Source organism: Streptomyces sp. NPDC029152 (genome assembly GCF_055564355.1).
In genome coordinates this window covers 1-23,028 of sequence record NZ_JBVHWR010000037.1, presented here as the reverse complement: position 1 = coordinate 23,028, position 23,028 = coordinate 1, and the positions used below count along the sequence as shown (strand labels likewise).

Annotated in this window: 26 protein-coding genes; 6 read left to right on the top strand and 20 right to left on the bottom strand. The window is 70.8% G+C overall.

Annotated elements, in window-relative coordinates:
- Positions 1-141: 141 nt before the first annotated feature.
- The 5 genes from ACZ4V6_RS35555 to ACZ4V6_RS35535 all read right to left on the bottom strand — a co-directional run bounded on the left by ACZ4V6_RS35555 (position 142) and on the right by ACZ4V6_RS35535 (position 3,635).
- A complete protein-coding gene (locus ACZ4V6_RS35555) occupies positions 142-1,389 on the bottom strand; it encodes a tyrosine-type recombinase/integrase (RefSeq protein ID WP_467835278.1) in 1,248 nt (415 codons plus the stop codon).
- Positions 1,329-1,919, bottom strand: coding sequence for a hypothetical protein (locus ACZ4V6_RS35550; protein ID WP_467835277.1), 591 nt, complete (start codon positions 1,917-1,919; stop codon positions 1,329-1,331). Before ACZ4V6_RS35550 ends, ACZ4V6_RS35555 begins: the two co-directional genes overlap by 61 nt.
- Before the next feature lie 214 nt (positions 1,920-2,133).
- A complete protein-coding gene (locus ACZ4V6_RS35545) occupies positions 2,134-2,502 on the bottom strand; it encodes a hypothetical protein (protein WP_467835274.1) in 369 nt (122 codons plus the stop codon).
- Between the two features lie 108 nt (positions 2,503-2,610).
- A complete protein-coding gene (locus tag ACZ4V6_RS35540) occupies positions 2,611-3,195 on the bottom strand; it encodes a hypothetical protein (RefSeq protein WP_467835273.1) in 585 nt (194 codons plus the stop codon).
- Between the two features lie 23 nt (positions 3,196-3,218).
- Complete coding sequence (locus tag ACZ4V6_RS35535; RefSeq protein WP_467835271.1) at positions 3,219-3,635, bottom strand: RRQRL motif-containing zinc-binding protein; 417 nt, start codon at positions 3,633-3,635, stop codon at positions 3,219-3,221.
- Positions 3,636-3,956: 321 nt separating this feature from the next.
- On the opposite strand from ACZ4V6_RS35535, the gene ACZ4V6_RS35530 reads away from it, so the two are divergent.
- Positions 3,957-4,148, top strand: a complete 192-nt coding sequence (locus ACZ4V6_RS35530) for a hypothetical protein (protein WP_467835270.1) — start codon at positions 3,957-3,959, stop codon at positions 4,146-4,148.
- 21 nt (positions 4,149-4,169) lie between these two features.
- On the opposite strand, the gene ACZ4V6_RS35525 is transcribed toward ACZ4V6_RS35530, so the two are convergent.
- From ACZ4V6_RS35525 to ACZ4V6_RS35465, 13 genes are all read right to left on the bottom strand, one after another.
- A complete protein-coding gene (locus tag ACZ4V6_RS35525; RefSeq protein ID WP_467835268.1) occupies positions 4,170-4,721 on the bottom strand; it encodes a DUF6197 family protein in 552 nt (183 codons plus the stop codon).
- 13 nt (positions 4,722-4,734) lie between these two features.
- A complete protein-coding gene (locus tag ACZ4V6_RS35520; RefSeq protein WP_467835266.1) occupies positions 4,735-4,923 on the bottom strand; it encodes a hypothetical protein in 189 nt (62 codons plus the stop codon).
- A gap of 106 nt (positions 4,924-5,029) precedes the next feature.
- Complete coding sequence (locus ACZ4V6_RS35515) at positions 5,030-7,504, bottom strand: type IV secretory system conjugative DNA transfer family protein (protein ID WP_467835263.1); 2,475 nt, start codon at positions 7,502-7,504, stop codon at positions 5,030-5,032.
- Between the two features lie 177 nt (positions 7,505-7,681).
- Positions 7,682-8,077 (bottom strand): hypothetical protein, encoded by a 396-nt coding sequence (locus ACZ4V6_RS35510; protein ID WP_467835260.1) that lies wholly within the window; start codon positions 8,075-8,077, stop codon positions 7,682-7,684.
- A gap of 11 nt (positions 8,078-8,088) precedes the next feature.
- Entirely contained in the window at positions 8,089-10,248 is a 2,160-nt protein-coding gene (locus tag ACZ4V6_RS35505; RefSeq protein WP_467835258.1) for a hypothetical protein, read from the bottom strand.
- Positions 10,249-10,369: 121 nt separating this feature from the next.
- Entirely contained in the window at positions 10,370-10,588 is a 219-nt protein-coding gene (locus ACZ4V6_RS35500) for a hypothetical protein (protein ID WP_467835256.1), read from the bottom strand.
- A complete protein-coding gene (locus tag ACZ4V6_RS35495) occupies positions 10,588-11,088 on the bottom strand; it encodes a hypothetical protein (RefSeq protein WP_467835254.1) in 501 nt (166 codons plus the stop codon). The genes ACZ4V6_RS35500 and ACZ4V6_RS35495 overlap by 1 nt, the downstream gene beginning before the upstream one ends.
- Before the next feature lie 126 nt (positions 11,089-11,214).
- Positions 11,215-13,002 (bottom strand): DUF2637 domain-containing protein, encoded by a 1,788-nt coding sequence (locus ACZ4V6_RS35490; RefSeq protein ID WP_467835252.1) that lies wholly within the window; start codon positions 13,000-13,002, stop codon positions 11,215-11,217.
- A gap of 331 nt (positions 13,003-13,333) precedes the next feature.
- Positions 13,334-13,678 carry a hypothetical protein gene (locus ACZ4V6_RS35485; protein WP_467835251.1) on the bottom strand — a complete coding sequence of 115 codons (345 nt, stop codon included), beginning with the start codon at positions 13,676-13,678 and terminating at the stop codon, positions 13,334-13,336.
- Between the two features lie 111 nt (positions 13,679-13,789).
- Positions 13,790-14,101 (bottom strand): WhiB family transcriptional regulator, encoded by a 312-nt coding sequence (locus tag ACZ4V6_RS35480; RefSeq protein ID WP_467835249.1) that lies wholly within the window; start codon positions 14,099-14,101, stop codon positions 13,790-13,792.
- A gap of 161 nt (positions 14,102-14,262) precedes the next feature.
- Positions 14,263-14,448 (bottom strand): hypothetical protein, encoded by a 186-nt coding sequence (locus ACZ4V6_RS35475; RefSeq protein WP_467835248.1) that lies wholly within the window; start codon positions 14,446-14,448, stop codon positions 14,263-14,265.
- A gap of 82 nt (positions 14,449-14,530) precedes the next feature.
- Positions 14,531-14,695, bottom strand: coding sequence for a hypothetical protein (locus tag ACZ4V6_RS35470; protein WP_467835245.1), 165 nt, complete (start codon positions 14,693-14,695; stop codon positions 14,531-14,533).
- 174 nt (positions 14,696-14,869) lie between these two features.
- Complete coding sequence (locus ACZ4V6_RS35465) at positions 14,870-15,577, bottom strand: hypothetical protein (protein ID WP_467835244.1); 708 nt, start codon at positions 15,575-15,577, stop codon at positions 14,870-14,872.
- 342 nt (positions 15,578-15,919) lie between these two features.
- Between ACZ4V6_RS35465 and ACZ4V6_RS35460 the strand changes: the two genes are divergently transcribed.
- The 3 genes from ACZ4V6_RS35460 to ACZ4V6_RS35450 all read left to right on the top strand — a co-directional run bounded on the left by ACZ4V6_RS35460 (position 15,920) and on the right by ACZ4V6_RS35450 (position 18,456).
- The gene (locus tag ACZ4V6_RS35460) at positions 15,920-16,672 is read left to right on the top strand and encodes a GntR family transcriptional regulator (RefSeq protein ID WP_467835241.1); all 753 of its coding nucleotides are present in this window, start codon (positions 15,920-15,922) and stop codon (positions 16,670-16,672) included.
- Positions 16,673-16,852: 180 nt separating this feature from the next.
- Entirely contained in the window at positions 16,853-17,890 is a 1,038-nt protein-coding gene (locus ACZ4V6_RS35455) for an AAA family ATPase (protein WP_467835240.1), read from the top strand.
- Entirely contained in the window at positions 17,887-18,456 is a 570-nt protein-coding gene (locus tag ACZ4V6_RS35450; protein ID WP_467835238.1) for a phosphotransferase-like protein, read from the top strand. Before ACZ4V6_RS35455 ends, ACZ4V6_RS35450 begins: the two co-directional genes overlap by 4 nt.
- 7 nt (positions 18,457-18,463) lie before the next feature.
- On the opposite strand, the gene ACZ4V6_RS35445 is transcribed toward ACZ4V6_RS35450, so the two are convergent.
- On the bottom strand, positions 18,464-19,303 hold the full coding sequence (locus tag ACZ4V6_RS35445) for an NAD(P)-dependent oxidoreductase (protein ID WP_467835236.1): 840 nt from the start codon (positions 19,301-19,303) through the stop codon (positions 18,464-18,466).
- 4 nt (positions 19,304-19,307) lie between these two features.
- Positions 19,308-19,955: an HAD family hydrolase gene (locus tag ACZ4V6_RS35440; protein ID WP_467835233.1), complete on the bottom strand. Its 648-nt coding sequence runs from the start codon at positions 19,953-19,955 to the stop codon at positions 19,308-19,310.
- A gap of 30 nt (positions 19,956-19,985) precedes the next feature.
- Here ACZ4V6_RS35440 and ACZ4V6_RS35435 point away from each other — a divergent pair, with 30 nt between their 5' ends.
- Both ACZ4V6_RS35435 and ACZ4V6_RS35430 read left to right on the top strand, forming a co-directional pair.
- Positions 19,986-20,369, top strand: coding sequence for a helix-turn-helix domain-containing protein (locus ACZ4V6_RS35435; RefSeq protein ID WP_467835231.1), 384 nt, complete (start codon positions 19,986-19,988; stop codon positions 20,367-20,369).
- 988 nt (positions 20,370-21,357) lie between these two features.
- Positions 21,358-23,028 (top strand): hypothetical protein (locus tag ACZ4V6_RS35430; protein WP_467835228.1); only part of this gene is annotated, 1,671 nt, incomplete at its 3' end.

Here is a 23,028-nt window from a genome sequence, read left to right as displayed (position 1 = left end):
GCACCTCCACAACATCGCCCTCGCTGGATGACCCGAGGGGTCAGACGCTGAGCTGGCTGACTCAGCTCTTCGATCATTGCGGGACAGCCCTTAGGGGGCGAGTGGAGCGAAGATCCTGCTGCGTGGTGGGGACCGCGATGGTCATGGGCGTGCTCCTCCGAACAGGACGTTGAGCGATTCCGGGTTGTAGGCCGGGGCGGTGGGTGCCGGCGGCGGGTTGCGGCGCCGCTGCTCCAAGCGTGCGAAGTGAGCGAGACCTGCGGTGATCGCTTCGTCCTTGCTCGGGTTGAGGTACTTCTGCAAGGTCGTCTGGTACTTGTGCGCGAGGATGTGCTGCACGTAGACGAGCGACATCTCCGGGTCCTCGGTCATCCGGAACGTCGCGGTGTGCCGCAGATCGTGCAGGGTCCAGTTCGAGCCCAGCAGCTCGTTCACGCGGACGAACATCGCGCGGGCCGCGTGATAGTTCAGCGGGCGCCAAGGCCGCCGTAAGGTCCACCACAGAGGCTCGCCTCGTCCGCGTGGAGCGCCCTTTCGCCAAGCGTCCTCCTGGTAGAGCCGCAGCCAGACGAACGCGTCCGGCGACGCCGGCAGCTGCTGGTAGGCCCGGGTGCCCTTGCGGATGACACCGATCAGTTGCTGTCCAGGCAGGGCGTCGCGCTCGCTGGAGGTGAGGAGCTCGCTGGCGCGGGCGCCGGTGGAGACCCAGAAGGCGAGCAGGGCGCGATCACGGTGCGAGCGCAGCCCGGCAAAGACCTCGGTGTACTTGTCGTCCGGGATCCTGCGCGGCACGCGCTCCGGGACGGCAGGCCGGTAGCGGCCCTTACGTTCGTTCCTGAACTCGCTCATCGGGTTGTGATGAGCGTTCGCCCGGCCTCTCCTCCGGGAGCGGTCCAGGGGGAATGGGTTGATCAGCAGTGAGCCGGAGTTGCTCTCCAGGTGGAAGTCGTAGAAGGTTCGCAGCACCGTCTCGCAGTGCGCCTGAGTGCTCTTGGCGTACTTCTTCCCGATCGTCGGCTTGCCGGTCACCAGGTTCGGTGTCCCGGGCTCGGCTGTGCCCGCCCTGCGAGCCGGCGGCCTCGCGTTCGGCTTGCCGCGGTGACGCCAGTGGACCCGCGTCGGCTTGTCCGCCAACTGCATCCACAGCATGAAGTCCCGAGCATCCGTCCGGGTCGCCCGGTCCCACTTCAAGTCGAGAGCCCACAGGAACCGCCACCAGCGCAGCAGGTCGTTCGCGTACGACCGCAGGGTTGTCGTCGGAGTATGACCGGCCAGCAAGTCCTTGAAGTACAACGCGACAGGCTCCACCGGGGATCCCGCGGGATCCATCAGCCGGTACGGCTCCCACGGGTCGCCCGTCTCGTGCACCTTGCCGAGCTCGGGCAGCACGAACGTAGATAAGTCCCTTTCGGGACTGCTTGGTGCAGGCATGCGGGGAAGCTAGCAGACAAGCGCCTGACCTGCGAAAACTTCGCAATTAGTTCAGTCAACACGCCGTTGATGCCGTAGTCGGCGAGCTTGTAGAAGCCGCCCTTGCCGGTCTTGGTGGCGATCCTCTCCAGTAAGCCCTTGCCCGGGACGCGTCGGTCCGCGGCGTAGTGGGTGCTGAAGGAGATAGCGAGCGCAGCCGCGGCAGCGGCCGGGTGGACCTGGATGCCGAGCACGCGGGCCCCAGCCCCGGCGACGATCGCCTGCGTGGCCGTGTAGGTCAGGCAGTGCTGGAGGCACGCCTTACGGCCGTCGGCCGTGCCGTGGGTCGTCGTCTCCTCGGTGACCGGGTCCTGGTAGGTGACCGGGTGGTCGTCGGAGGCGCCCTTCACACGGGCGCAAAAATCCGACTGCACCCAAAAATCTCCGATCGCGCTCCCGGCCCGGGTCAGTCCGAGAAGGGCGGCGAAGACGGCGGGACGATGCTGCATGCTGGATCTCTCCTGAGCTCGAAAGGGTGAGGGGCGGGGTGGCCGGTCCTTTCGCCGATGCGCGGCCAGCTGGCAGTCTCGGCCCCGACCGGTGCGGTCGGGGCCGGGTCGTTCAGTAGGGGGTTCGTCCAGACGGGCCGCCGCTCGCGCCCCGGCAGTCGGGCCGCGGGCGGCGGTCTGAGGCTTCAGTTCAATGCGGTGCCGGTCGGGCGTCTCAGTTGCCGCTGCTGGTGTGGGCGGCGTCGGCGAGCAGCATGGTTATCTCGTGGCCGTGGTCGACGACGTCTTCCAGGCGCTTGATGACTTCGCTCGGCAGGCCGCGGTTGCGGGCCCCGGCCAGGACGCCTTCCAGGTAGAGGACGTCGGTGAGGATCCGGCCGCGGGCGTCCAGGACGCCGGGCTGCACGGCCAGGGCGTCGGTGTTCTTCGCGGTGGCCAGCGCGGCGTGGTCGGCGGCCTTGGTGTACGCGGTTTCGGACTGCTCGGTGAGCAGCGCGTCGACCGTGGTGGTGTCGCCGTAGGCGCGGCGCCAGCCGAAGCGCGCTGCGGCGGCGTCGATCAGGGAGCGGCGGGTGAGGGGCACGGTGGCCTCCGGGGAGGGCCTATCGCCTGGTCTGGGTGACCGGGCGGACACCGCACGGCCCCGGCCGCCGGGGAGGGGCGGCGGTCGGGGATGCACGGAGAGCGCCGGTCAGTTCTCCGGGAGGCGGCGTGCGTAGTAGGAGACGTAGGCGCTGTACTGGCTGCGCTCGATGCGCAGGATCTCCGGTTGGCCGGTGGCCAGTTGCTGGAGCTCGTCCACGATCCAGTCATTGCTGCGCTGGAGGATGAGGCGGGTCAGGTCCAGGTCGGAGAGCCACATCTGAGTGTCCTCGTCCCGGCGGCGGGCGCCCCTCACCCAGGCGTGCAGCCGCTCGCGCACGGTGTCGTCGTCCGGGCGGGCGGGGAGGTCGCGGGGCAGCGCGCGGCAGGTCGTGGCGTGCTCGTTGGCGGTCTTCGCGGCGTCCGCGAGGTTGTAGCGCCTGTTGTAGGTGCGCCGGTCGTCCTCGGCGGAGGCGTAGTGGCAGCCGAGGCAGGCGACCGCGTAGTGGGTGTCGGTTTTCCCGTCGTCGGCGGTGTAGAGGAGGACGACCGCGTGGGCCTGGTTGTAGTACCGCTCGACGGCGGTGACGCCCTCGGGATTCCAGGCCTCGCCGGTCTCGGGCCACGGATCGGGCTCGACGGCCGACGGGCCGAGGGAAACGGGGCGGGTGCGGGTGAACAGGGTGAGTGCCATGACGTTTCCTCCGTTTGGGTGGGTCAGGCGGCCAGCTGATGCGCGGCCGGGGGCGTGGTGTAGCTGTCGGGGTCTGCCGGCGTTCCGTCGTGGCATTCGAGGCAGCTGCCGAGGGTTTTGAGAGGCAGACCCGCGAAGTACCGGCGCTTGCAGGGCGGACGGTTCTGGCGGGCTGCCATGGCCTTGTCGAGCGCGAGTTCCTGGGCCAGGGTCGGGTTCCGCTTCGGCTTGGCAAGGTCGATCCGGTACCGCCACGCGAAGCGCCGGCCGCCGCGGCATTCGATCCGGGCGACGGGCTCCTGGCCGCCGGGGCGCAGTCTCATCTCCCGCAGTTGGCGGCGGGTCGCGAGCCCAGTGCCGGCCTGGCGCCACCGGAAGACCGGTAAGGAGCCGTCGCCGGGGTCGTACGGGTCGGCGTCGACCAGGCCCTGGTCGGCCATCACCTGCTCCAGGTGCCGGGCAGCCGGTCGGGACGGTGCGGGTAGCGGGGGCCGGGCCGCTGCGGGCGGGGCCGGCCGATCCGGCGGCGTGGTCGGGGGATGAGCATGTGGTCCTCCTGGTGGTGGCCGATGGTTCGGGAAGGGGTGGTGCGGGTGGCCGGGCGGCCTGTGCCGTGTCCGGCTTCCGCCGTGGTGGGTTACGGGCACGGCGCGGGGAGCCCGGTCGGGCGGGGGCTGTTGGACGCAGGTGTGGGTGCGTCAGGCTGGGAGCCGAATGGCAGGGATGGGGGAGTGATGGGCTGGTTTCGCAGTGATCCGCCGGTGGTGGATTTCGAGGCGGTGATGGACACCGACGGCGTCACGTGGCAGGCGTTCACGGACGAGGACGGGGTGCTGTTCATCGATACCGACGCGGACGTCGAGGTGTTCGTGAACCGCGCCGTCGTCGGCGGCCACGTGTATCCGGCGTGGGTCGACGACTACGGGCGTCTGATCATCGAACTGGACGGCTGACCGTCCCGATCACCGGGGTGGTCACAGGCCTTTCGCGTCGGCGATCGAGGCGGCCTCGCCCAGCATGCGCGCGGGGATGCGGCCGGAGGCGTGAGCGTCGTTGAAGGACGGCACGGAGTCGACGTGGTCGCCGAAGCGGCGGCGGATGGCGTCCAGTACGACGGAAACGGCGTCGGCTTCCAGCCCGCGGTCGCCGCCGGCTTCTTTCCGGATCGCTCCGAGGAGGCAGACCGCGCCGTTCTCATCGGTCAGTGCCCCCGCGCACCAGCCGTCGGCCTCCATCCGGGCCTGGGCCCGCTCGAGTAGAGCGGCTACCGGGGTGGCGGGGAGCTGCTGTGGCTGCGGCTGGAGAGTCGGTGTGAGCGGCACCGTGATGACCTCGGCGAGGTCGATGGGGGCGCTCTCGATGTGCGCGGTTCGTACTTCGTGCTCGACGGCGGCTTCGTCCAGCTTGACGGTCATGGCCGCCTCGGCCGCGGCGAGCCGGGCGTCCAGGCTCAGACGGCCGGCGCCGGCAGGAGCCGTCGCCGGACCTGCCTGCTCGGCGTGCGTGGTGTGCAGTGAGGCGGCCATACAGGTGCTCCTGTCAGTGCGGCGACACGAGGCCGGTAAGGGCGTGCAGCAGGCCCGTGATGGCTGGGGCGAAGCCGGTGGAGGCAAGGCAGAACCCGAACGCGCTGCAGGCGACGTCGGAGCCGATACCGACGGCGCGCTGGCGCAGCAGCACGACCACGACGACGGCCAGGAGCAGCGCGGCGGAGACGGAGACGATCACGGAGTGATTCCTTCCAGGGAGTGAGGCGGGATGGTGTAGCCCGGACGGATGCCGGGCACGCTCGTTGCCCCGGCGGCGGGGCCGGGGGTGAGGGCGGGGGAGGGGGTCAGTCGTCGGCGGCGAGGGCGTAGTCGGCGCGCAGCTCGCGCAGGACGTCGTCCTGGACGTCAGGGGTGACCAGGACCTCGCGGGCTTTGCTGCCGTCGGCGGGGCCGACGATGCCGCGCTGCTCCAGGGCGTCCAGGAGGCGTCCGGCGACGGCGAAGCCGACTCGCAGCTTGCGCTGCACCATCGACTGCGACCCGAACTGGCTGGTGATGATGAGGTCGGCGGCTTCCACGATCAGGGCGCCGTCCACGCCGTCCGGGGCCTGACCGGGGGCAGGCTGTGCTGCGTGCTGCCTGTCCTGCTCGACGTCCGCGGTGCCGTGGCCGGCGGGCGCGTAGACGCCGTGGTCGACCTGGAGCAGACGGCCGGCGGCCACCAGGTCGCTCAGGGCGTTGCGGACGGATCCGGCGGCGGCGTCGACCTGCGCGCGGATCTCCTTCGCGGTCATCTGCCGGTCGACTGCCTCGAGGACCTTGTCCTTGACGGTCTTGGACTTCGGCTTCGGCGGCGCCGCGGGCGGGGCAAAGGAGCCGATCTCACTGAACTGTGGCGGCACCATGCCGCCACCGCCCTCGCCGCCGTCGTTGTCGTTCTTGGAGGGCGGCGGCATGGTCCAGTCGTGCCACAGGCCCAGCTCGGTCAGGGTGTCGATCTCCCGGTCGGTGAGCGTGTTGATGCCGCCTCCTGCCGGGAAGATCTCGTCCAGGCCGTCGGGGCTGCCGTCCTTGGGCAGGTGCACGTAGAGGCTGCGCATCATGGTTGCCCCGGACCCGGTGACGGTGTGGCCGACGCCGTGGGTGGGTTCGCCGGGCACGTCGTCGAGGACGCCGTGGATCCGGTCCATGAGCGAGGTGGAGGCGTTGAACCGGTCGGGGATGTCGGCGAGGTCGACGTCGCCGGCGAGTCCGCCGGTGGCCTGCCGGGCGGCGATGCCGCCGGAGGAGCCGGCGATGCGCAGGACCACGCCGATGCCGCCCTGGACCTGGTCGCGCAGGGAGGCTTCGCCTCCGAGCTTGGACAGGTTGAGGGACTGGCCTGCGAAGACGATGCCGATGCCGAACTTGCGGCCCTCGCGGGCGAGGACGTCGGTCATGTGGGCGATCTCGTCGCCCAGGGTGTCGTCGCCGACAAGGCTGTTGAACTCGTCGAGGACCAGGACCAGGCCGGGGTAGGGAGAGTGCGCGGAGAAGTCGTGGCCGACCTCGGCGTTGATCTCGCCCCGGATGTCCATCAGGGCGATGGCGGCCTTGAGCATCCACCACGTGAAGATCGCTCCGGCGCCTTGGCGGTCGATATGGCGGCCGACCGCGCTCATCTGCGCGTCCGGGCGGGCTGAGGTCACCCAGTTCGCCAGCCCGGCCAGGGCCCACGCCGCGCACATCAAGGCGAGCGTGACCGTCTTGCCGGAGCCGGTGACACCGACCAGGAACCCGTGCAGCGTGCCCGCCGCGGACTGCATGTGGACCTTGGCGTCGCTGCCGTCGTGGGCGGTGCCGATGGTGTAGCGGCCGTACGCGTCCAGGGTCAGCAGCTCGCGGGTGGCGCGGCGGGATGCTTTCAGCGGCGCCGACTCGTACAGCGTCACCAGGGCCTCGCGGCCGCGTGCCTCTGCGACCAGGCGCAGTTCCTCGGGCTCCACACCGAAAGCACTGCAGAGCTGGCCGTGGTTGATGCGGGCGATCTCGCCGGCGTCGACCTGGGCGAGGACCATGCCCCGGGCGGGCAGGTCACCGACGGCGGTGAAGCTCTCCACGCGGACGATCTGGCTGTTGGGGATGGCGCCGCCCGGGCGGGCGACCTTGTCCGCCCACATGTCCTCGATGCTGCCGCCGCCGCGGCGGGTGGTCGGGGCGACGGTCAGGCGCATGCGGCCGGGGCCGGTGCCGGGGATTTCGTCGACGGCGACGCAGGCGGCGGGTACGCCGAACGCGGCGGCCGCGGCGACCAGGTCGATACGCGGAACCGGCTTCCCGGCGGGGGCGACGATGTCCGCGGTGAAGTCAGGGTGGCTGGGGGAGACGGTCTGCTCGATGTTCTCCAGCCGCGTCTCGGGGGCGACTTCGGCCTCGTCCCACAGACGCATGACCAGCCCGCGGAAGCCCGGCGGGTAGGCGGCGGCGAGGGTCTCGGCCGGGGTCCAGGTGGACCGGGTGATGGGCAGCGCAGCCGACATCAGGGCGCCCCAGCCGAGCGCGGCCATCGGCTCCCACCACGGGCGGCCCGGCACGATCGCGGCGGCGGCGTAGACGGCGCCGCCGGTGACCGGCCCGAGGATCCGCTGTGCGGTACGGATCGTGCGGCGGAAGTCGCGGGTCTTGACCTTGCGGTACAGCCACCACACGCAGCCGCCGCTGAGAGCGGTAGCGGTGGTGTGGGCGGGCAGCGACTCCATCGAGGGGACGTAGGCCAGGGCAGCGGCAGACGCCCCGTAGGCGGCCATCTCTGCCTTCGCCCGCAGGGGCATCTTGCTCATCGGTCAAGGTCCTTTCCACACGGGGCCGATGGGGTCGCTGGTCGTGCTGGACGCCGTACCGCCCATAAGGCGGTACGGCGTCCAGCGAGGCCAGTGGGCGGCGCCGGGGAGAAATGTGGGGCCGCGCTCCGTGATCGGGTGCGGCCCCACAGCGGTGATGGGGGCGGGTTGGGCGGGTTACTGCCGGTAGAAGCCGGGCTTGGCCTGGCGTGCCTTGGACGCGTTCACGGCGGCGTGCACGCCTCCGTATTCGGCCCGGTGCTCGCTGCGGACGTGGCCGGCGGCCTGGTGCATGGTGGCGGCGGTGCCGCTCAGGCGGCGGGCGCCGCCGGCGACGCGTGCGAAGTGCCCGGCGACCTCGGCGATAGCGGCCACGTGCCGGCCGTCGACCTGCGCGGCGGCGCTCAGGTCGGCCACGGTGGCGGCGGCCTTGGCGTTGGTACGCATGCGCTGGGCCACTCGGTCCGCGTGCTCCATGAGCTGGGCCGCGGCGCGCTGGAGTGCGGCCAGCTTGGCCTGGACGGCGCTGTAGCCGCCTGCGTCGGCGGGGACGGGGAGGGCGATCTCTCCCACGAGTGGTCTCCTCAGTTTTCGTTGTGGATGCGGGCGCTGGGCGCGATAAGACCGGCGTCCGCGGTCGCGGTCTGGGTCGGCCGGTAGTCGCGGGCCATCGCTACTTCCTCGGCTTCGGCGGCCTCGGCGGCGTCCAGCGCGGTGCGGGCCATCCGCTCGGCTCGCACCACCAGCTCTCCGACGCTCTCCATCAGCAGGGACATGGCGCGGATGGTGCGCCGTCCGTTGACGTTGTGCGTGGTCGCCAGGTCACCGGCCATCGTCTCCAGCAGGCCCAGCAGGCGGCGGGCTTGGCGGGCGAGCTGGGTGCAGTCGTCGTGCGTCTCCATTCCGGCCGTGGTCAGGCGGGTCAGCGCTTTCAGGGCGTCGTTCAGGGTGATGTCGGTGGCGTGCTGGACGGCCATGCCACCAGGCGCCGGTACCGAGGCGGTGACCGGTGCCGGGGCGCTGCGCGCTTTCGCGGGCGGCATAGGGATGGGGTCCTTTCTGCGGGTGGTGCCGGGACGCTGCCCGGCCGGACGCTGCGGGGCTCGGGGCAGAGCTGGCTGGCTCTGTGCGGGCAGCGGTTTCGGGGCCGGGCCGATCACGTTCGGCTCCCACCGCTTGGCGTGAGCGCCGGGCGGGTCCACCTGCTCGACGGTGATGGTCACCGCAGGGCCGGGGCCGGGGCCGGCGTCGAACGGCGACGAACGCGCCTGCCACGCGCCACTCGACGGCCCCGGCCCGCTCGACGGCCCTCGGCCGCTCGATGGCCCCGGCCTATTCGATGCCCTCGGACCGCTTGATGACTCCGGGCCGCTTGAGGGCCCCGGCTCCTTCGTCGGCCCTTTGCCGGCCCGGGCTTGTCCCTTCTTGCTTTTCGGCTTGGGGGAGCGGCGGGGGCCGCCGTTGGCCTCCCAGGTGCTACGGCGCTTCTTCCAGCGGTCGTTGACCGCCTCCCATGCCGCATCCTTCAGATGCACACGGTCGCCGGCCGAGGCACCGGCCCCGGTCGAGGCAACGGTGGGTGATTGCCCGCCGCTCCGGTTGGGTTCCATGCCCTCGGTCGACCGACGGGGCTTGATGCACCCACCGGCGTCGGCACCGACCCGGTTTTTCAGGTCGTCCCAGAACGTCGGCCCTCCTTTGATCGGCGCCCGGCCGGCACCGGCTTTGGTGCCCGAGCCGCCGCTGGAGGTCTTCGCCCCGTGCCCACCGGGACTGCCGGAGGCAGGCGGTTGCTTGCCCTTGTTCCACCAGTCGGCGAGGGCCCGGCGGGGGGAGCGGCGCCTGGTGCCGTCCGCGCCGCTGCTGGCGCCTGACGGTCCGCTTCGGCTTCCCCCAGCGCCATTTCGGTCCGAGCCGGAACCGTTTCGCCCCCACAGGCCGCCGTTTCGGCCCGAGGCCCCGCTGTTTCGGCTTCCCCCACCACCGTTTCGGTCCCGGACCGCGCTGTTTCGGTTGCCCTCCGCACTGGTTCGCCCCGGCGATCCGCCGCTTCGGCCGGCGCCGGAACTGTCACTGCCGGTCGCTGTGGTGCCGCCCCGTCCGGAGACCGGACGGGCACCTCCCCCGCCCGCCGTGGCCCGGCTGCCCAGCCCCGCCGAGCGGTGCTGTCCCGAGCCGCTGTGCGGGCCTGTGCGGCCAGTTCCGGACCGGCCCGGACCAACTCCGCCACCTCCCCGTCCGGAGGCGCCTGAGCCGCGCCCGAGCATGTTGCGGCCGTACTCGTGGCTGGAGGGGACCCGGCGGGACCGGGCGTGTTCCTTGTCGGCCTCGGCGCCGAGGCGGGTGGCGTCCGCGCGGGCCTTGGCGGCGAGCAGTTCCAGCTCCCGCTCGTGTTTGGCGGCTTCGGCGCGGCGGGGGCCAGCCTCCTGGATCCAGGTCTGCAGTCCCTCGAACGCGGCGAGCGCGATGGCGAGGACCGCCGCGAGCGACAGCGCGCTCGTGCGCGGCGGGAGACCGTTCGGGTCCGGTGTGGCGGGGTCCAGGCCGTCGCTGCGCAGGGCCGCCGGGCCGCTGCCCGGGGTGCTCGGTGCGTGGGGCACCGCGGGCGCGTCGAATGCGGAAATTCGAACAGTGCTGGATGCCGGGTCGGGTGCCGCCGGAGGCTCGTCGAGGACCGGCGGGGGCGGCGGGGACCCGATGCGGGGCATCTGAAGCACGTTGTCCGGGCTGTCGTCGTCGGACACGCGCCCTCCTCTCCTGGTGACTGCCGGTGAGGAGAGGGGGCCGTCTCGCACGCGTACGCGTACGCGTGGTTGAGACCCCCGTCAACCCCCATTTCGGCGGTGATGACGATGACGATGACGATTACTGGCAGTGATTCCGGTAGAGGCGTTCCAGCTCCGCCGACAGCGCGTTGAACATGGCGTGGTCACCAGTGCGGCGCACCTTCTGAATCGCGGAGACCTTCAGAAGGTCGAGCCAGGCCCGGAAGAACTCCTCCGGGCCCCTCTCGCCCGCGGCGCGGGCCTGTTCGAATCGGGCGTTCCAGTGGGCCGCCTTCTTCGGGGACATTCCAGCGGCCATCAGGCGCCCCGCTGCTGCTTGCCGAAGTAGTCGCCGAGCAGCTTCGGCGCGCCCGCCGGCGTGGCGTCGCCGTCGCCGGGGACGAGCCTCTGCAGGGTGGCCTGCGCGCTGTTGTGGGCGGCGGTCCCGAGCTGCTGCTTGCGCTGCGCCTTGCGCAGGGCCTTGTCCTCACGGCGCCGCAGGACCACCTCGGGCTGGGTCTCCTCGTAGGCGGCGACGGTGCCGTTGATGGCCTTGGCGGCCTGCCGCATGGCCTTCGCGGCGTCCCGCAGCGGCTTGACCCGCTTGCGGGCTCGGGCCGCGGCCGAGATGCCCCAGGGCAGGTCACCGTCCAGGCGGCGGGCCTTCAGGTCGGCCTGGATGGCGTCGGCGAGGGCGTCGTAGGTCTGCGCGTCGGTCAGCAGGGATCCGCGGTGCTGGGCCTGCCAGCCCTCGCGCTGCCCGGGCAGCGCCAGTGCCTGCACGCCCGTGGTGACGCGGGTGGCAATGTCCTTGCTCATCAGGGGTTTCCTCCTTCGGGGGGTGGGGTGCTGTACTGGGGGTTCTGGGACTGCTTCCGGCAGTCGCAGCGAGGGCCAGCCCGCTTCCTTCGGGCTGGCCCTCACTGGTGTGTGCCGGACTGTGGATCAGGGGCGGTAGCCGCCGGCCAGGAGTTCGGCCGCCTCCTGGCGGTACTCGGAGGCGGTGCCGGGGGAGGTGACCGCCAGCGCGTGCTGGATGTCGGCCAGCGGCAGCCGGTCGGCGTCGCCGCCGGCCGCGAGGATCATCCGGGCGACCTTGCGGACCGCGCGCTCGCGCGGCTTGAGCTTCGCGACGTCCTCGGCTTCGACCGCGGCCCGCTCGATTTCGGCAGCGGCCCGCCGCGTTTTGGCAGCAGCCTGCTCGGCTTCGGCGGCGTCCTTCTGGGCGCGCGCGATGTCGGCGAGAGCGATTGCCTGGCGACGCTCCTCCTCGGCCTTCTTGCGGTCGGCTTCGGCAGCAGCGCGCCGCGTTTCGGCAGCGGCCTTCTCCATTTCGGCAGCACGTCGGTCGGCTTCGGCAGCGGCCTTGCGGGCTTCGGCGATGGTCTGGGTCTCGATGGCCTGTGCCTCCGCCGCGGCGATCCGGTCGGCCTCCGCAGCTTCCTTCCGCTTCTGGGCTGCCTGACGCTCCAGCTCGGCCGCCTCTAGATCGGCGGCGGCCGCCGTCCGGCGTGCCTGCGCGATCCGCTCGGTCTCGATCGCGCCGGCCTCAGCGGCCGCTACCTTGTCGGCCTCGGCCGCCGCCTTGCGCTGCTCAGCGGCCTTCCGCTCGAGCTCGGCCTTCTCCAGGTCGGCGGCGGCCGCCGCCCTGCGCTCCTGGGCCTCCTTGCGTTCCGCCTCCGCCTCGCGGGCGCGGGCCTCGGCGACCACGGCATTGTCGAGGGCCTGCTGCTCCAGCTCAGCGGCCCGCTCTGCGGCGCTGACCTGGGCTCGGGCGTGGGCGCGGGCCTGGCCGGTCTGGCCGTCGACCTCCGCCTGGACCAGCTCCACCTTGCCCTTGGCGCGCAGCCGTTCAGCCTCGGCCTTGGACTTGGCGACCTCGCTGCGGGTCTCCGCGTCCAGACGGCGGCGCTCGGCCTCCTCCTGCCGCTCCTGGGCCGCCTGTTCCTGCTCGTCGGGCATGGCCAGGGCCTGAGCGACGGTGTAGCCGTACGGGGCCATCTTCATCGGCAGCAGCTCGTCCTCGGTGGCCTTGGTGATGTCGCCCTCGTACTTGCGCTTGAGCCACTGCTCGTAGGCGATGAGCTCCTGGTCGCGGCGGATCATCACCGGGTAGGAGGTGACGCCCCACAGCCGCATCCGGCGGAAGATCCGGGCCGTGGCCACCGGGGCGAGCACCCAGCGCAGCCACGGGATCGAGTCGCGTTCGGCCTGGTCAAGGCGGACAACGCGGTCGATCGAGGTGCGGCCCAGCTCCACCACCATGATGAAGAGGACCGGCACGACGCCGTGGGCGCCGGCAGCAACGTAGTCCAGCAGCTTCCAGGCCCCTTCCGGAGCGCCGGACGCGGCGTTGAGGACGACCGTCGCGGCCGTCAGCAGCCACACCGGGTAGCGGATCCAGCTGATGGGGCGCTTGAGCCAGGCCATCAGCAGGTCGACCGCGATCATCACCATGATGCCGACGTCGACGCCGACCGCGAACAGCTGGCCCTTGCCGAGCGAGCCGAAGCGCAGCTCCTCGTGGGCGAACTGGGCGACGTGCTCGAAGCTGAGGTACAGGCCGATGCCCGCGAGAGCGAGCGCGGCAGCGACGATCGCTCCGGCCGTCCACTTCTGGGTACCGGACAGCTTCGCGAGGGAGCGGTCCGTTCCGGTTCCGCTTTCCGTCTCCGAAACGAACTCCGCCGTCTCCGAAACAGTGCCGGGCGTCTGCGAAACCGGCTTGGGCATTCCCGAAACGGCGGCCGGTGAAGCCGAGTCGGGGGCGGGCTCAGCCGCGGATCGCGGCCAGTCGGTGAGCGTCATGGGGGCCTCCGGAGGGGGTCGTTCAGGGCGTGCGCGAAACGGCGGGGGCTGCTCCCGAAACGCGGTGAGGCGTTCCCGAAGCGGCCGGTTGTGCGGATGGTTGCTTGCGAACCGGACACCGGCTCTACCCGCTCCGCACGCACGAAAAGGCCGGCGGCCCGGGGGGACGGGCGACCGCACTCGCGAAGCGGCGCGGGGCGGACTCGAAACTGAGATCGGCTCCCGCCGGGCGGGCGCGAAGTCAGCTCGTGTGGAGCTACGCGCCGTGGCGGCGGAGGTCGTCGGTGGTGATGCCGTAGATCCGGCACTTGTCGATCAGCGGCTTGAGCGCGGTACCGGCTGCGCGCGCCTCGGACGATCCCTCGCCGAACAGCTTCTGGGTGTTCAGCAGGTCGTTGATCGCGGTCGCGGTGCGGGCGGCGTGCCGCTCGACACACCCCTCGCCCACCCACTCCTCCGCGATGACGTGGAGCGTGGTGCGCCAGCTGCCGTCGTAGTCGTTGGGGTCGATCGGCGGGATGTCGCTGCCGAAGATCGCGAAGGCGGCGGCCTGGGCGGCGGCTTCCGTGCCAGGCTGGAGCGGGGTCATCGTCGTGGCCATGAGGGCCTCCCTCGGCTGTCGGTCCGGGCTGTCCGGCTCCCCGTCACCGCCCGCACCAGCCGCCGTGGTGCAGCGGCCGGTGCGGGCGGATCAGGCAGCCGCCAGACCGGATCAGACGGCCTTGGTGCGGTTGCGGGCGGCGCGGCGCTTGATGCGGCGGCGGTCGTCCTCGCTCATGCCGCCCCACACGCCGTGGGCCTCGCCCGTCTCCAGCGCCCAGGAGGCGCAGCGCTCAAGGACCGGGCACCTGCGGCACACCGACTTGGCCTCCTCGATCTGCAGGAACGCCGGGCCGGTGTTGCCAGTGGGGAAGAACAGCTCGGGGTCCTCCCGCGTGCAGGCGCCGTCCTCGCGCCAATTGGTGTTGACCGGCAGGCCGGCGTCGGGGGCGTAGCTGGTGCGTACGATGGAGTCGCGATTCATCAGGGCCTCCAGAAGGTCCAAGAGCGAGAAAACAGCCCCGGGGTGGCCGCCCCGGGGCTGTTGCGTGTTGTGGCGGCCGGATGGCCGGAGCGGGCGGGAGCTCCCGGCGCTCTCCGCCGGCCCCGGCCGGGAAGGCGCGGGGACGACGGGCAGGGCCGGGGTCAGCGCTGCTGCCTCTGGCGTGCGGTGTATGTGTCCTGAAGGCGGGCGAACCGATCGTGGATCGGAGCCCCCTCCGCACACGGCGTCTCGCCCTGGCAGGCCAAGCAGGAGCCGGTGTGCTTGGTGGAGTCCTCGAACGCCTTCATGTAGCGAACGAACAGGTCGTCGGTCGGCCGGGCGCTCATCGGCGGTTGGCCTCCGACCGCTTGTTCTGCTCCCTGTTCTTCTGCGAGAGCGCCTCGCGTTCGGCGTCGGTGAGGCTGGTGATCACGCCGCCACCTCCCAACTGGCCTGCGCCGGAGCGACGGCGGCCAGGAGGACCAAGGCGACGTCAACGCGGGCGGCGTCCTCGGGCTCGTAGCCCTTGGCGTCGTCCTCACGCTCGATGTCGTCGATGATCCCCGCCTGCGGCTGCGCCGCGGTGCGTGTCATGCTGTGCTGCATCAGGTCCTCCAGATCAGGTCCTGGACAGCCCGTCGGACCGCAATCCCAAGGGCCGTCGCGATCACTCCCTACTTGGGGAGTTGACTGCTTGTACGAGCAGCCACGGCCCCGGCCGCCCCTTTGATATGGGGTGGCCGGGGCCGTGGTCGTTCGTCGTTGTGGTCAGGCGTTGACGCGGAGCGGCTTGGTCGGAACCTGAGGGCCGCGGTATTCGGAGACCGCGCTGGCCAGGCGGGGACGGCACTGGTTGTTCGCCGTCTCGACCGTCTCGCCGCCGCGCTGGTTCCACTGCGCCTTGCGGGCGGCCGGCGCCGACTGCTTGCGGGCCTCGCGGCGGGCGGGCTCCTCCTTGCGTACGAGGACGTAGCGGTGGGCGAGGGCGCCCCCGTGCGTGCAGTGCTGGCCGGTGCCGCAGCGCACGCATTCCTCGATGTGGGTGAGGTAGGCCCGCCGGGCCGTCTCCAGCGTGACCCCCGCGTGGATACGGGCGACCGGGGCGGCCGGGGCCGGGAGCGGCTTGTAGAACTGGCGGGGTGCGCGCCGGTTCTCCTGCGGCATCGCGTCGCGCAGCAGCCGGTTCTGTCGGGTCTGCCAGCGGCGGACGTCGATGTCGATGACCACGAGCTGGTTGCTGCCGGGGCAGGTGACGTGCTTCTCGCCGTCCGCGACCTTGTCGGAGATCCAGTGCTCGCGGATCTTGAGGACGGTGTCGCCCATGATCCGGCGCCAGGTGCGGCAGTCGGGGCAGGCGATCGACTTCACTTCACCGGGTCGGACGTTGTAGTCCTCCGGGGCCATGGTGCTGAGCTTGAGCGCCTCACGGCGGTTCGTGTTCTTGGTCCGGACGCGGCCGGGACGCTTGCGGGGCATCGAGATCCTCCTGACGTGGGATCGAGTGCGGATGCTGCCTTCTCTGCCGCGCCAGGCCGGCATTTCGGCGGGTTGGTCCTGGCGGACAGACAGCGCAGCAGCGCTGTTCGAGGTGGATCAGGTGGAGCTATTCGGTACAGGCGCCTAGGCCGGAGGAGCTTGGCTCACCCCACTGCCGCCATCTCCAGGGAGACGGTGACTCCTGCTGTTGTGCGGTCGTAATGGTGCGGAAGGCGCTTAGCGCCGGTCGCAGACACCACCATGAAGTCTTCTAGAAGAGATGTCAAGGTCTTCTAGAATGTGGTTGACTGGTCGGCACAAGCCGAGCTGAGAGGAGTTGCCATGCCAGCTCCGGCCCCGAAGCCGCCAAAGTGGCGGCAGATCGCGGATGAGATCGCGAGAAAAATCGACAACGGCGACTACGGCCCTGGTGATCGACTCCCGTCGGTCCAGGCCCTTGTCGCCGAAGGCAAGGGAGCCACAGCAACGGTCCATCGCGCCTACCAGGCTTTGGAGGCAGAGGGGTTGATTCGCACGACACAGGGCAGCGGCACCACCGTGCTGGGCCCCAGTGACATCCCGCCGTCGATCCTCACAGGCGCCGCACGTTTGGAGCGCCTTCGTCGCACCGGCAGACCACTGGCTCCTCGGGAAACCTACGTAAACTCTCGCTCCGTGCTTCGCTCGTGCGCCGATGCCGAGGTTGCGAACCTTCTCAGGATCGACCTGTACGACGAGATTGTGGTGAGGAGCCGAACCTTCGTGCAGGACGGCAAACCCACAGTCTTGGCTCTCAACATGATCCATATGCGGGCCCTGGGGTCCCTGCCGGAACTGCTCGACGAAGAACCGATGCCGAAGTTCCGGCATGACCTTTACACCGAGCGCACCGGAAAGACGATCACCGCAGGACCGGAGCAGAGCGCGGCGCGGCTGGCCTCCAATAACGAACTTGATGAGTTCGGCATCGACGTGCCGCCGGACGTCCCTGTCCCGGTTCTCGTTTTGCGGACCCTCTACTCCGACGACGAGGGTCCGCTGGAGGTGTGGGAGGACATTCTCCGACCCGGTGTGTGGCATGGAGGCCGCTCCTGACCACCGGTAAATAGCCATTGCCTGCCCCCAAACTCTTCGCTGTGTGGGGGTCATCACACCGTCTGCAACTGTCGGTGCAACATCACAAAGGCTTGTCGAAGCCCGTGCGCAGCCTTGTTCACGGGTTTTCAACATCCGCGTACACATGGGATTCGGGACCCGAACTCTAGGCTCGCGGCCATGACGATGACGGAGGGGTACAGGGTGGGGAAGCAGCGCGCAGGGTGGAGGCCAGACCGGTTGCGAGAGCAGCGCGAGGCCCACGGCCTGACCCTCGAGAAGGCCGGCGAACGCCTGCGGGAAGTAGCCGAGCAAGCCAAGCTCAAGGGCATCCCAGCTGCGAATCCCCAGACCTTGTGGCAGCACGAGCAGGGCGAGGTCTACCCGGGCCCTCACTACCGCCGTGCCTACTGCCTCCTGTACCGGGCGACGGAGCCTGACCTGGGCTTCCGTAACGCGCTGCCGGGTGAGGAGACATCGTTCAAGGTGACCCCCCTCGACGGCGGCCTGACCAGCAACCATGTTCTGGCCGTGGAGCGTGCGATCCACCGGATCGCACCGGGGACCGAGGATGCCGATCACTTCGCGTTGCAACAGCGGATCATCGACGCGTGGAAGCGCCGGCACACCGGTGGCGATCCGCACCGCCCCGTCCTCATCGTGGTCGGAGGTTACGCCGGGTCGGGGAAGACGGAATTGGCGAGGTTCTTCGTCCAGCTCACCGGCTGGCCGCTGCTCGACAAGGATCCGCTGACCCGGCCGCTGGTGGAGAAGCTACTGGTCTCGCTGGGTGGTGACCCGAACGATAGGCACACCGACCTCTACCGGACTCAGGTCCGCCCGCTGGAGTACGACTGCCTGATGCAGTCCGCCATGGCCAATGTCCGGTGTGGGATCAGCACCGTGCTCAGCGCTCCGTTCATTGCAGAAATGACGGACCCGGCATGGATGCAGCGTCTTTCCAACCGGGCAGCGTCCATGGGCGTCGACGTGTTCCCTGTGTGGGTGCGTTGCGACGAGGAGTCGATGCGCGAGTACATCACCTTCCGCTCTGCGGCCCGGGACGCCTGGAAGCTCCAGCGTTGGAACGAGTACATGTCCACGATCGACCTGGACCTACGCCCGGCGGTGCCGCACTTGGTGGTCGACAACCGGATGGGTGCCGCGGTTTCGCTCGCGGACCAGGCCCGGCAGGCGATGGGAGCGATGCACGCATGACGGAGAAGCAAGGCGTGATCCTCTACGGGCCGCCGGCCTCGGGCAAGGACACCGTCACGACCACGCTCAGCGAAGTCGACTCCAAGTACGCGCAGTTCGCGCGGCTCAAGGTCGGAACGGGCAAGACCGCCGGCTACCGGATGGGCACAGCGGAGCAGCTGCGCGAGCTGGAGGCCGCGGGCGACGTCGTCTACGCGAACGCCCGGTACGGCAACACATACGCGATCGACCGGCCCGGCCTCGACGCCGCGTTCGCGGCCGGGGTGCCCGTGGTGCACCTCGGGCAGGTCGAGGGCATCCGAGCGCTGGTCGACGGCTACCCGGCCGACTGGTCGGTGGTGCTGCTGTGGTGCCCGCGCGAGGTGACCGAGCAGCGATCGGCGTGCCGCGGTGACCGCGACACCGCGGCACGCCTGGCGGCGTGGGACGCGACCCGCGAGGACCTGGACGCGCACCCGGGCATGGTCTGGGACCTGACCGTGGACACCACGGCGGCGTCGCAGCAGGACGCGGCACGGCTCATCGACCAGCTGCTGGCGCAGCGGGCGGGAGCGGCGACGGCATGAGTGCGGGCTACGGCTGGGCGAGTCGATCCAAGGCGTCGGTGAGCGTGAGTTCGCCGTCGTCCTTGGCGTCGTTCCACCGTGCCAGCGTGGACGCGGCCGCGCGCAGCATCTCCGGCGGGAGGCCGGCGGCCTCGAGCGCGTCGGCGGCTTCCTCCAGCTCCGGTCCCCAGCGCCAAGCACGGGCCGCGGTCTTGGCGACGTACTGCGGCTCGGAAAGGTACGAGTCGGTGCGCTTCGAGGCGACCTTGATGAGCTCCTGGTCGACGCCGTGCTCGCGCGCCATGCCGATCGCGAGCGCCACCAGCACCCGGCTGGTCTTCTGGAAAGAGGCGTACGCCAGCTTCAGCGCGGATGCCTTCCCGATTTCCGTGCCCAGCATCGCCGTTCGGACGGCGGTGCCCACGAACAGCGCCTCGATGCGCTCGGTCGCGTCGGCCGGCCCGGACAGGTACAAGGTCGGCGTCTTGCCGCCGACCGGCGGGGAGCCGACGACACCACCGTCCACGACGGTCGCGTCGGGTTCGAGTAGCCCGGCGATCCGCTGCACGCGCGTGGGATTGATGGCGTTCGCTTCCACGTACACCCCGGCGAAGCGGTGCCCGGCAACGTCGCGGGCCAGGTCCTCGGCAGCGGCTGGCGGGCAGAGGCTGATGACGATGTCGCTGCAATCCAGCAGCTCGGCCAGCGTGGCCACGGGCGTCAGTCCGAACTGGGCGGCGCGCTCCACGGACGCAGTGCTGCGCCCGGTCTCACACCACAGGACCTCGGCCGCGTTGGTCGCGGCGCAGGCGGCGACGGCGGCGCCCATGCTGCCGGGGTGGAGGATGCCGACGGTCGGCTGGTCCACGGTGCTACTCCGTCTCTGTGAGCAGGATGGCGATGGCGTCGGTGACGTCGTCGACGACGTGGTGCGCTGCGGGGACTCCGTCGGGCCAGGGGCGTCCTCGCAGCCAGATGGTGCGCAGGCCGGCCTGGTGGCCGCCGCCGATGTCTCCGGCCGGGTTGTCGCCGACCATCCAGCCGCCGTCCGCGAGACTGACGCCGCAACGGGTGGCCCCGAGTTCGAAGAGGCGCCGGTCTGGCTTGCGGATCTCCAAATCGCCCGAGGCGGCGACGCCGTCGACCAGGTCAGCGAGGCCGGTCTCGACGAGTTTGGCGCGCTGGATGTCGCCGGCCCCATTGGTGATGACGCCGATCGTCCATGCGGCCGCGCGCAGGCGGGCCAGGCCCTCGAGGACCTCGGGTCGACAGGTGACGGCGGCCGCCATGAGGTCGACGTACTCCCGCCACAGGTCCGCTGCCGACGCTTTCAGTCCGAAGGATTCCCGCAGCCGGGCGAAGTCGCCGACGGTCGCGCGGTCGGCCAGCTCGGTGCGCAGCCACAGTTCGGCATCTGGGGAGAGCGCGCGGGAACGGCACAGGCATGTCAACGCGTCGCTGAGCGCCGACTGCCGGTCGGCCAGCGTGCCGTCCAGATCGAAAAACGCGAGGCGGGTCACGTGCACGGACCCTATCGGGCATCGTGCGGCATGAGGCTCACGGTGATGTCCACTCCCCGCCAGAGATCGCATCGTGTATCTTTCAGGAAATCATCGATCTTGAAAGGCTGCGCCGTGACCGACCCGGACCGCTTGAAGCGGGTCGACGCCCTCGTGGACGACCTTCTGCCGCCGCCAGCTGTACGCGCAAAGTTGCGCCTCGCGGCTGGCCTCACGCAGCAGGAGGTCGCGGAAGCTGTGGGCGTGAAGCGCCTTGCCGTAGCCCGTTGGGAGCTGGGGCAGACCCACCCCCGACGTCCGCACCGCGCTGTTTACATGCACCTGCTCAAGCGGCTTGCGGAGCGGTACCCCGAAGCCGCGAAGCCGGATGAGGGCATGCCGACACCAGCCTCGGAATCAAGGGGGTCGGGGTGACGTAGCCGCCACCGGCCGCGCGGGCCAGAAGAGCGGACGGACATCCACTCGGCCTCGCACGACCCTTCGCTCCGACCGGGTTTGAGACCCCGGATCGGTTGCTCGGTCCCGGCTGGACACCGGGTTCCGAGCTTCGGCTCATCGAGCCAGTTCACCTAGCAAAACCCCGCCTTCGACAAGCGGGTCGGCCCCTTCGACAAGGGCCACCAGCAACACCCCGGCCCTGACAAGGCCGGCGCACTACCTGTGCAAGACCCCAGCACCACCTGAGCAAGACCCCGGTCGCTGACAACGACCAAAGCCATCGGTTCCGCGGGGCCCTTTGACGAGGGTCCTGCGGTTCCCCAGCACCCAAGAGAGAGGAGAAATCTCCCCCCTTCCGAACCACCTCTCGGCATTTCGGTTGGGCTCGCGCCCGCTCCTCCCGGAGGGGGCTTGGTGCCTTCCATCCACTCGTCGGCCCGTCCCGCGTCGCGGGGTGGTCCGGCTCGCATATGAAAGTTGGTGTCCCCGCCATAGTGCACGACCTCGCGTCTTCTTGTCAGCTCACCCGTGTCCGATTCGCACCGGTTCGAGCCATCGGCACTTCCCGCGTGACGGGATTCGCATACCGTGTTTGCGCAGTTCGCAGCATTAATCACGAAAATCCCTCGGGGTGGAGGGTCACACCGACCCCGGTCCGCGACACCTATCCCGAAAGGGGAACCCCTGCCCTCCTGACGGCGCCAGCCACCGCGGTGCTCCGGGGCTCCGTCCCGTGGGGCGGGACGCGATCGGAAGTTCCTGCCCGCCGGGCGGGAGGGATTGGGGGTCTCGCTGGTTCCTGGCCTCTGTCCACAGGCGGTCCGCGCAAGGCTGCCGGGATGATCTCTTTCTCGTTATTCCGGGCGGGCCGGTGAGTGCCGTGGCGGCGTCGGCCGCTGTGCTCCCGCGCCCTCGCACGGAGTTCGCCGGCGGGGCCTCGCGCCGTCGGCTGCGGTCGGTCCCGGTGCAGGCTGGTCCGGTCGTGCCGCTGGAGCTGGGCAATCCGCTGCAGCTGTCGAAGACGATGCGCGTCCGGCTGCTCGCTGCGGTGCGTGCGCTGGTGTCGTCTCCGGCGCTGGCCGGGGCGTCGGACGGCGCGCGGCTGGCCTCGGTGGTGCTGACGGCGAAGGCGAACGTCCGCGACAACTACCAGGCGTCGATCTGGGCGGCGGAGCTCGGTCGGTGGCTGGGGGTTTCCCAGTCGACGGTCGCGCACACCGTGCTGCCCGAGCTGCGTGCTACCGGGTTCCTCGGCTCGAACGTCGCGACGAACGCCTTCGGGCACGCGACGGGCCTGGAGTGCTGGGTGATCCCGATGTACCGGGCGCAGAAGGCCGGTGACCGGCGGCACGCGCTGGCGCTGTCCCGTTCGGAGCTGGCGGTGCTGCTGAGCCTGTGCGAAGTGCTGTTCGGCCCGGGGTGGGCGCCGAAGGACAAGGCGCCGGTCCCGGCCGGGCTGCTCGCCGGGCGTATGGGCCGGGGGGCGGCGACGGATCGGCTCGGGCTGCTGCTGATGGTGCTGACGACGGGTTCGGCGGGCTGGCTGCAGCTGTGCCCTGGTTCGGTGGACACGTCTCGGGGGCGTCCGGCGGGGACGGTCGCGCGGCTGCTGGGCTGCTCGGCGGCGGCCGGGGCGAAGGTCCTCAAGCGGCTCCAGGAGCACGGCGTCGTGGACGTGGTGCGCAAGGAGACCGGCTCGGGCCTGAACGCGCAGTCGCGGGTGCGCCTGATGCCGGTCGCCAAGGCCCACGGTGTGACCGTGCGGGAGGCCCGCCGGGTCGCGAAGTCCGTGTTCTCAGACCTCGCCGGTACTGCATCCGGAGATCTTGAGACCGACGGGACGGGCGAGCCCCTTGTGGCGACGGGGATCGAGGGCGCTGGGCAGGGCGAGACGGCCGGATCGGCAGACCTCGCTGCAACTGCACAGCACCACGCTCTCCACGCTTCTGGGGTTACTGCCGGTGGTTCTCTCGCGCTCTCTGGTAGTTTTTCCGGCGAAGGCCGTGGAGCTGACGGCCGTCGGCCGAAACGCGCGTGTGTGCGCGAGGACGGCGGCCCGCTCCGCGGGGAACAGCCGAAGGAGTCCCCGGGCATCGAAGGCGTGAAAAGCGGCTCCGGGCCGGTGGCCGGTGGCTCGGTGCGGGTCGTGGACGGTCCGGGTCAGGGCAGGCAGCAGCGGGGGAGGGTGTCTCTGCCGCCGGAGGATCTACGGGCCGTCCTGGCTCCGGTCGACCTGGTGTGGGCGCGCCTGGAGCATCCGGCTGCCCGGCGCCTGGTGGAGGCTGCTACCCGTAGCGAGCTGGCTCGGGTGATCGGGTTCGCCGGCCGCACGGACGCGCCGCAGATCCTGGCCGACCGCCTCGCCAGGCGCCTGGCCGACCAGATGCGGCTGGCCGGGCCGATCAAGGACCCGGTGGGCTGGCTGATCGGCCGGGGCCTGCCGCAGCGCCAGTGGTGCGCGGAGCCCCGGTGCGACGAGGGCACGCTGCTCGACTCCGGCCGGGACTGCCCGCGCTGCGAGGACCGGCAGATAGACCGTCGCGCCCAGCGCCGTGCGGTCGCGGCCGGAGTCGACGCCGCGATACCCGGCGCCTCCGAGAGCGAGCGCCGCGCGGCCGTCGAGCAGCAGCTGCAC

Bases quoted from the DNA above. Each gene is read 5' to 3' on its own strand.
- ACZ4V6_RS35540 (WP_467835273.1), bottom strand. From the start codon at position 3,195: ATGGCACTCACCCTGTTCACCCGCACCCGCCCCGTTTCCCTCGGCCCG.
- ACZ4V6_RS35500 (WP_467835256.1), bottom strand. From the start codon at position 10,588: ATGGCCGCTGGAATGTCCCCGAAGAAGGCGGCCCACTGGAACGCCCGA.
- ACZ4V6_RS35515 (WP_467835263.1), bottom strand. From the start codon at position 7,504: ATGAGCAAGATGCCCCTGCGGGCGAAGGCAGAGATGGCCGCCTACGGG.
- ACZ4V6_RS35460 (WP_467835241.1), top strand. From the start codon at position 15,920: ATGCCAGCTCCGGCCCCGAAGCCGCCAAAGTGGCGGCAGATCGCGGAT.
- ACZ4V6_RS35455 (WP_467835240.1), top strand. From the start codon at position 16,853: ATGACGATGACGGAGGGGTACAGGGTGGGGAAGCAGCGCGCAGGGTGG.
- ACZ4V6_RS35465 (WP_467835244.1), bottom strand. From the start codon at position 15,577: ATGCCCCGCAAGCGTCCCGGCCGCGTCCGGACCAAGAACACGAACCGC.
- ACZ4V6_RS35435 (WP_467835231.1), top strand. From the start codon at position 19,986: ATGAGGCTCACGGTGATGTCCACTCCCCGCCAGAGATCGCATCGTGTA.
- ACZ4V6_RS35485 (WP_467835251.1), bottom strand. From the start codon at position 13,678: ATGGCCACGACGATGACCCCGCTCCAGCCTGGCACGGAAGCCGCCGCC.
- ACZ4V6_RS35490 (WP_467835252.1), bottom strand. From the start codon at position 13,002: ATGCCCAAGCCGGTTTCGCAGACGCCCGGCACTGTTTCGGAGACGGCG.
- ACZ4V6_RS35475 (WP_467835248.1), bottom strand. From the start codon at position 14,448: ATGAGCGCCCGGCCGACCGACGACCTGTTCGTTCGCTACATGAAGGCG.
- ACZ4V6_RS35470 (WP_467835245.1), bottom strand. From the start codon at position 14,695: ATGACACGCACCGCGGCGCAGCCGCAGGCGGGGATCATCGACGACATC.
- ACZ4V6_RS35550 (WP_467835277.1), bottom strand. From the start codon at position 1,919: ATGCAGCATCGTCCCGCCGTCTTCGCCGCCCTTCTCGGACTGACCCGG.
- ACZ4V6_RS35480 (WP_467835249.1), bottom strand. From the start codon at position 14,101: ATGAATCGCGACTCCATCGTACGCACCAGCTACGCCCCCGACGCCGGC.
- ACZ4V6_RS35525 (WP_467835268.1), bottom strand. From the start codon at position 4,721: ATGGCCGCCTCACTGCACACCACGCACGCCGAGCAGGCAGGTCCGGCG.
- ACZ4V6_RS35450 (WP_467835238.1), top strand. From the start codon at position 17,887: ATGACGGAGAAGCAAGGCGTGATCCTCTACGGGCCGCCGGCCTCGGGC.
- ACZ4V6_RS35495 (WP_467835254.1), bottom strand. From the start codon at position 11,088: ATGAGCAAGGACATTGCCACCCGCGTCACCACGGGCGTGCAGGCACTG.
- ACZ4V6_RS35535 (WP_467835271.1), bottom strand. From the start codon at position 3,635: ATGGCCGACCAGGGCCTGGTCGACGCCGACCCGTACGACCCCGGCGAC.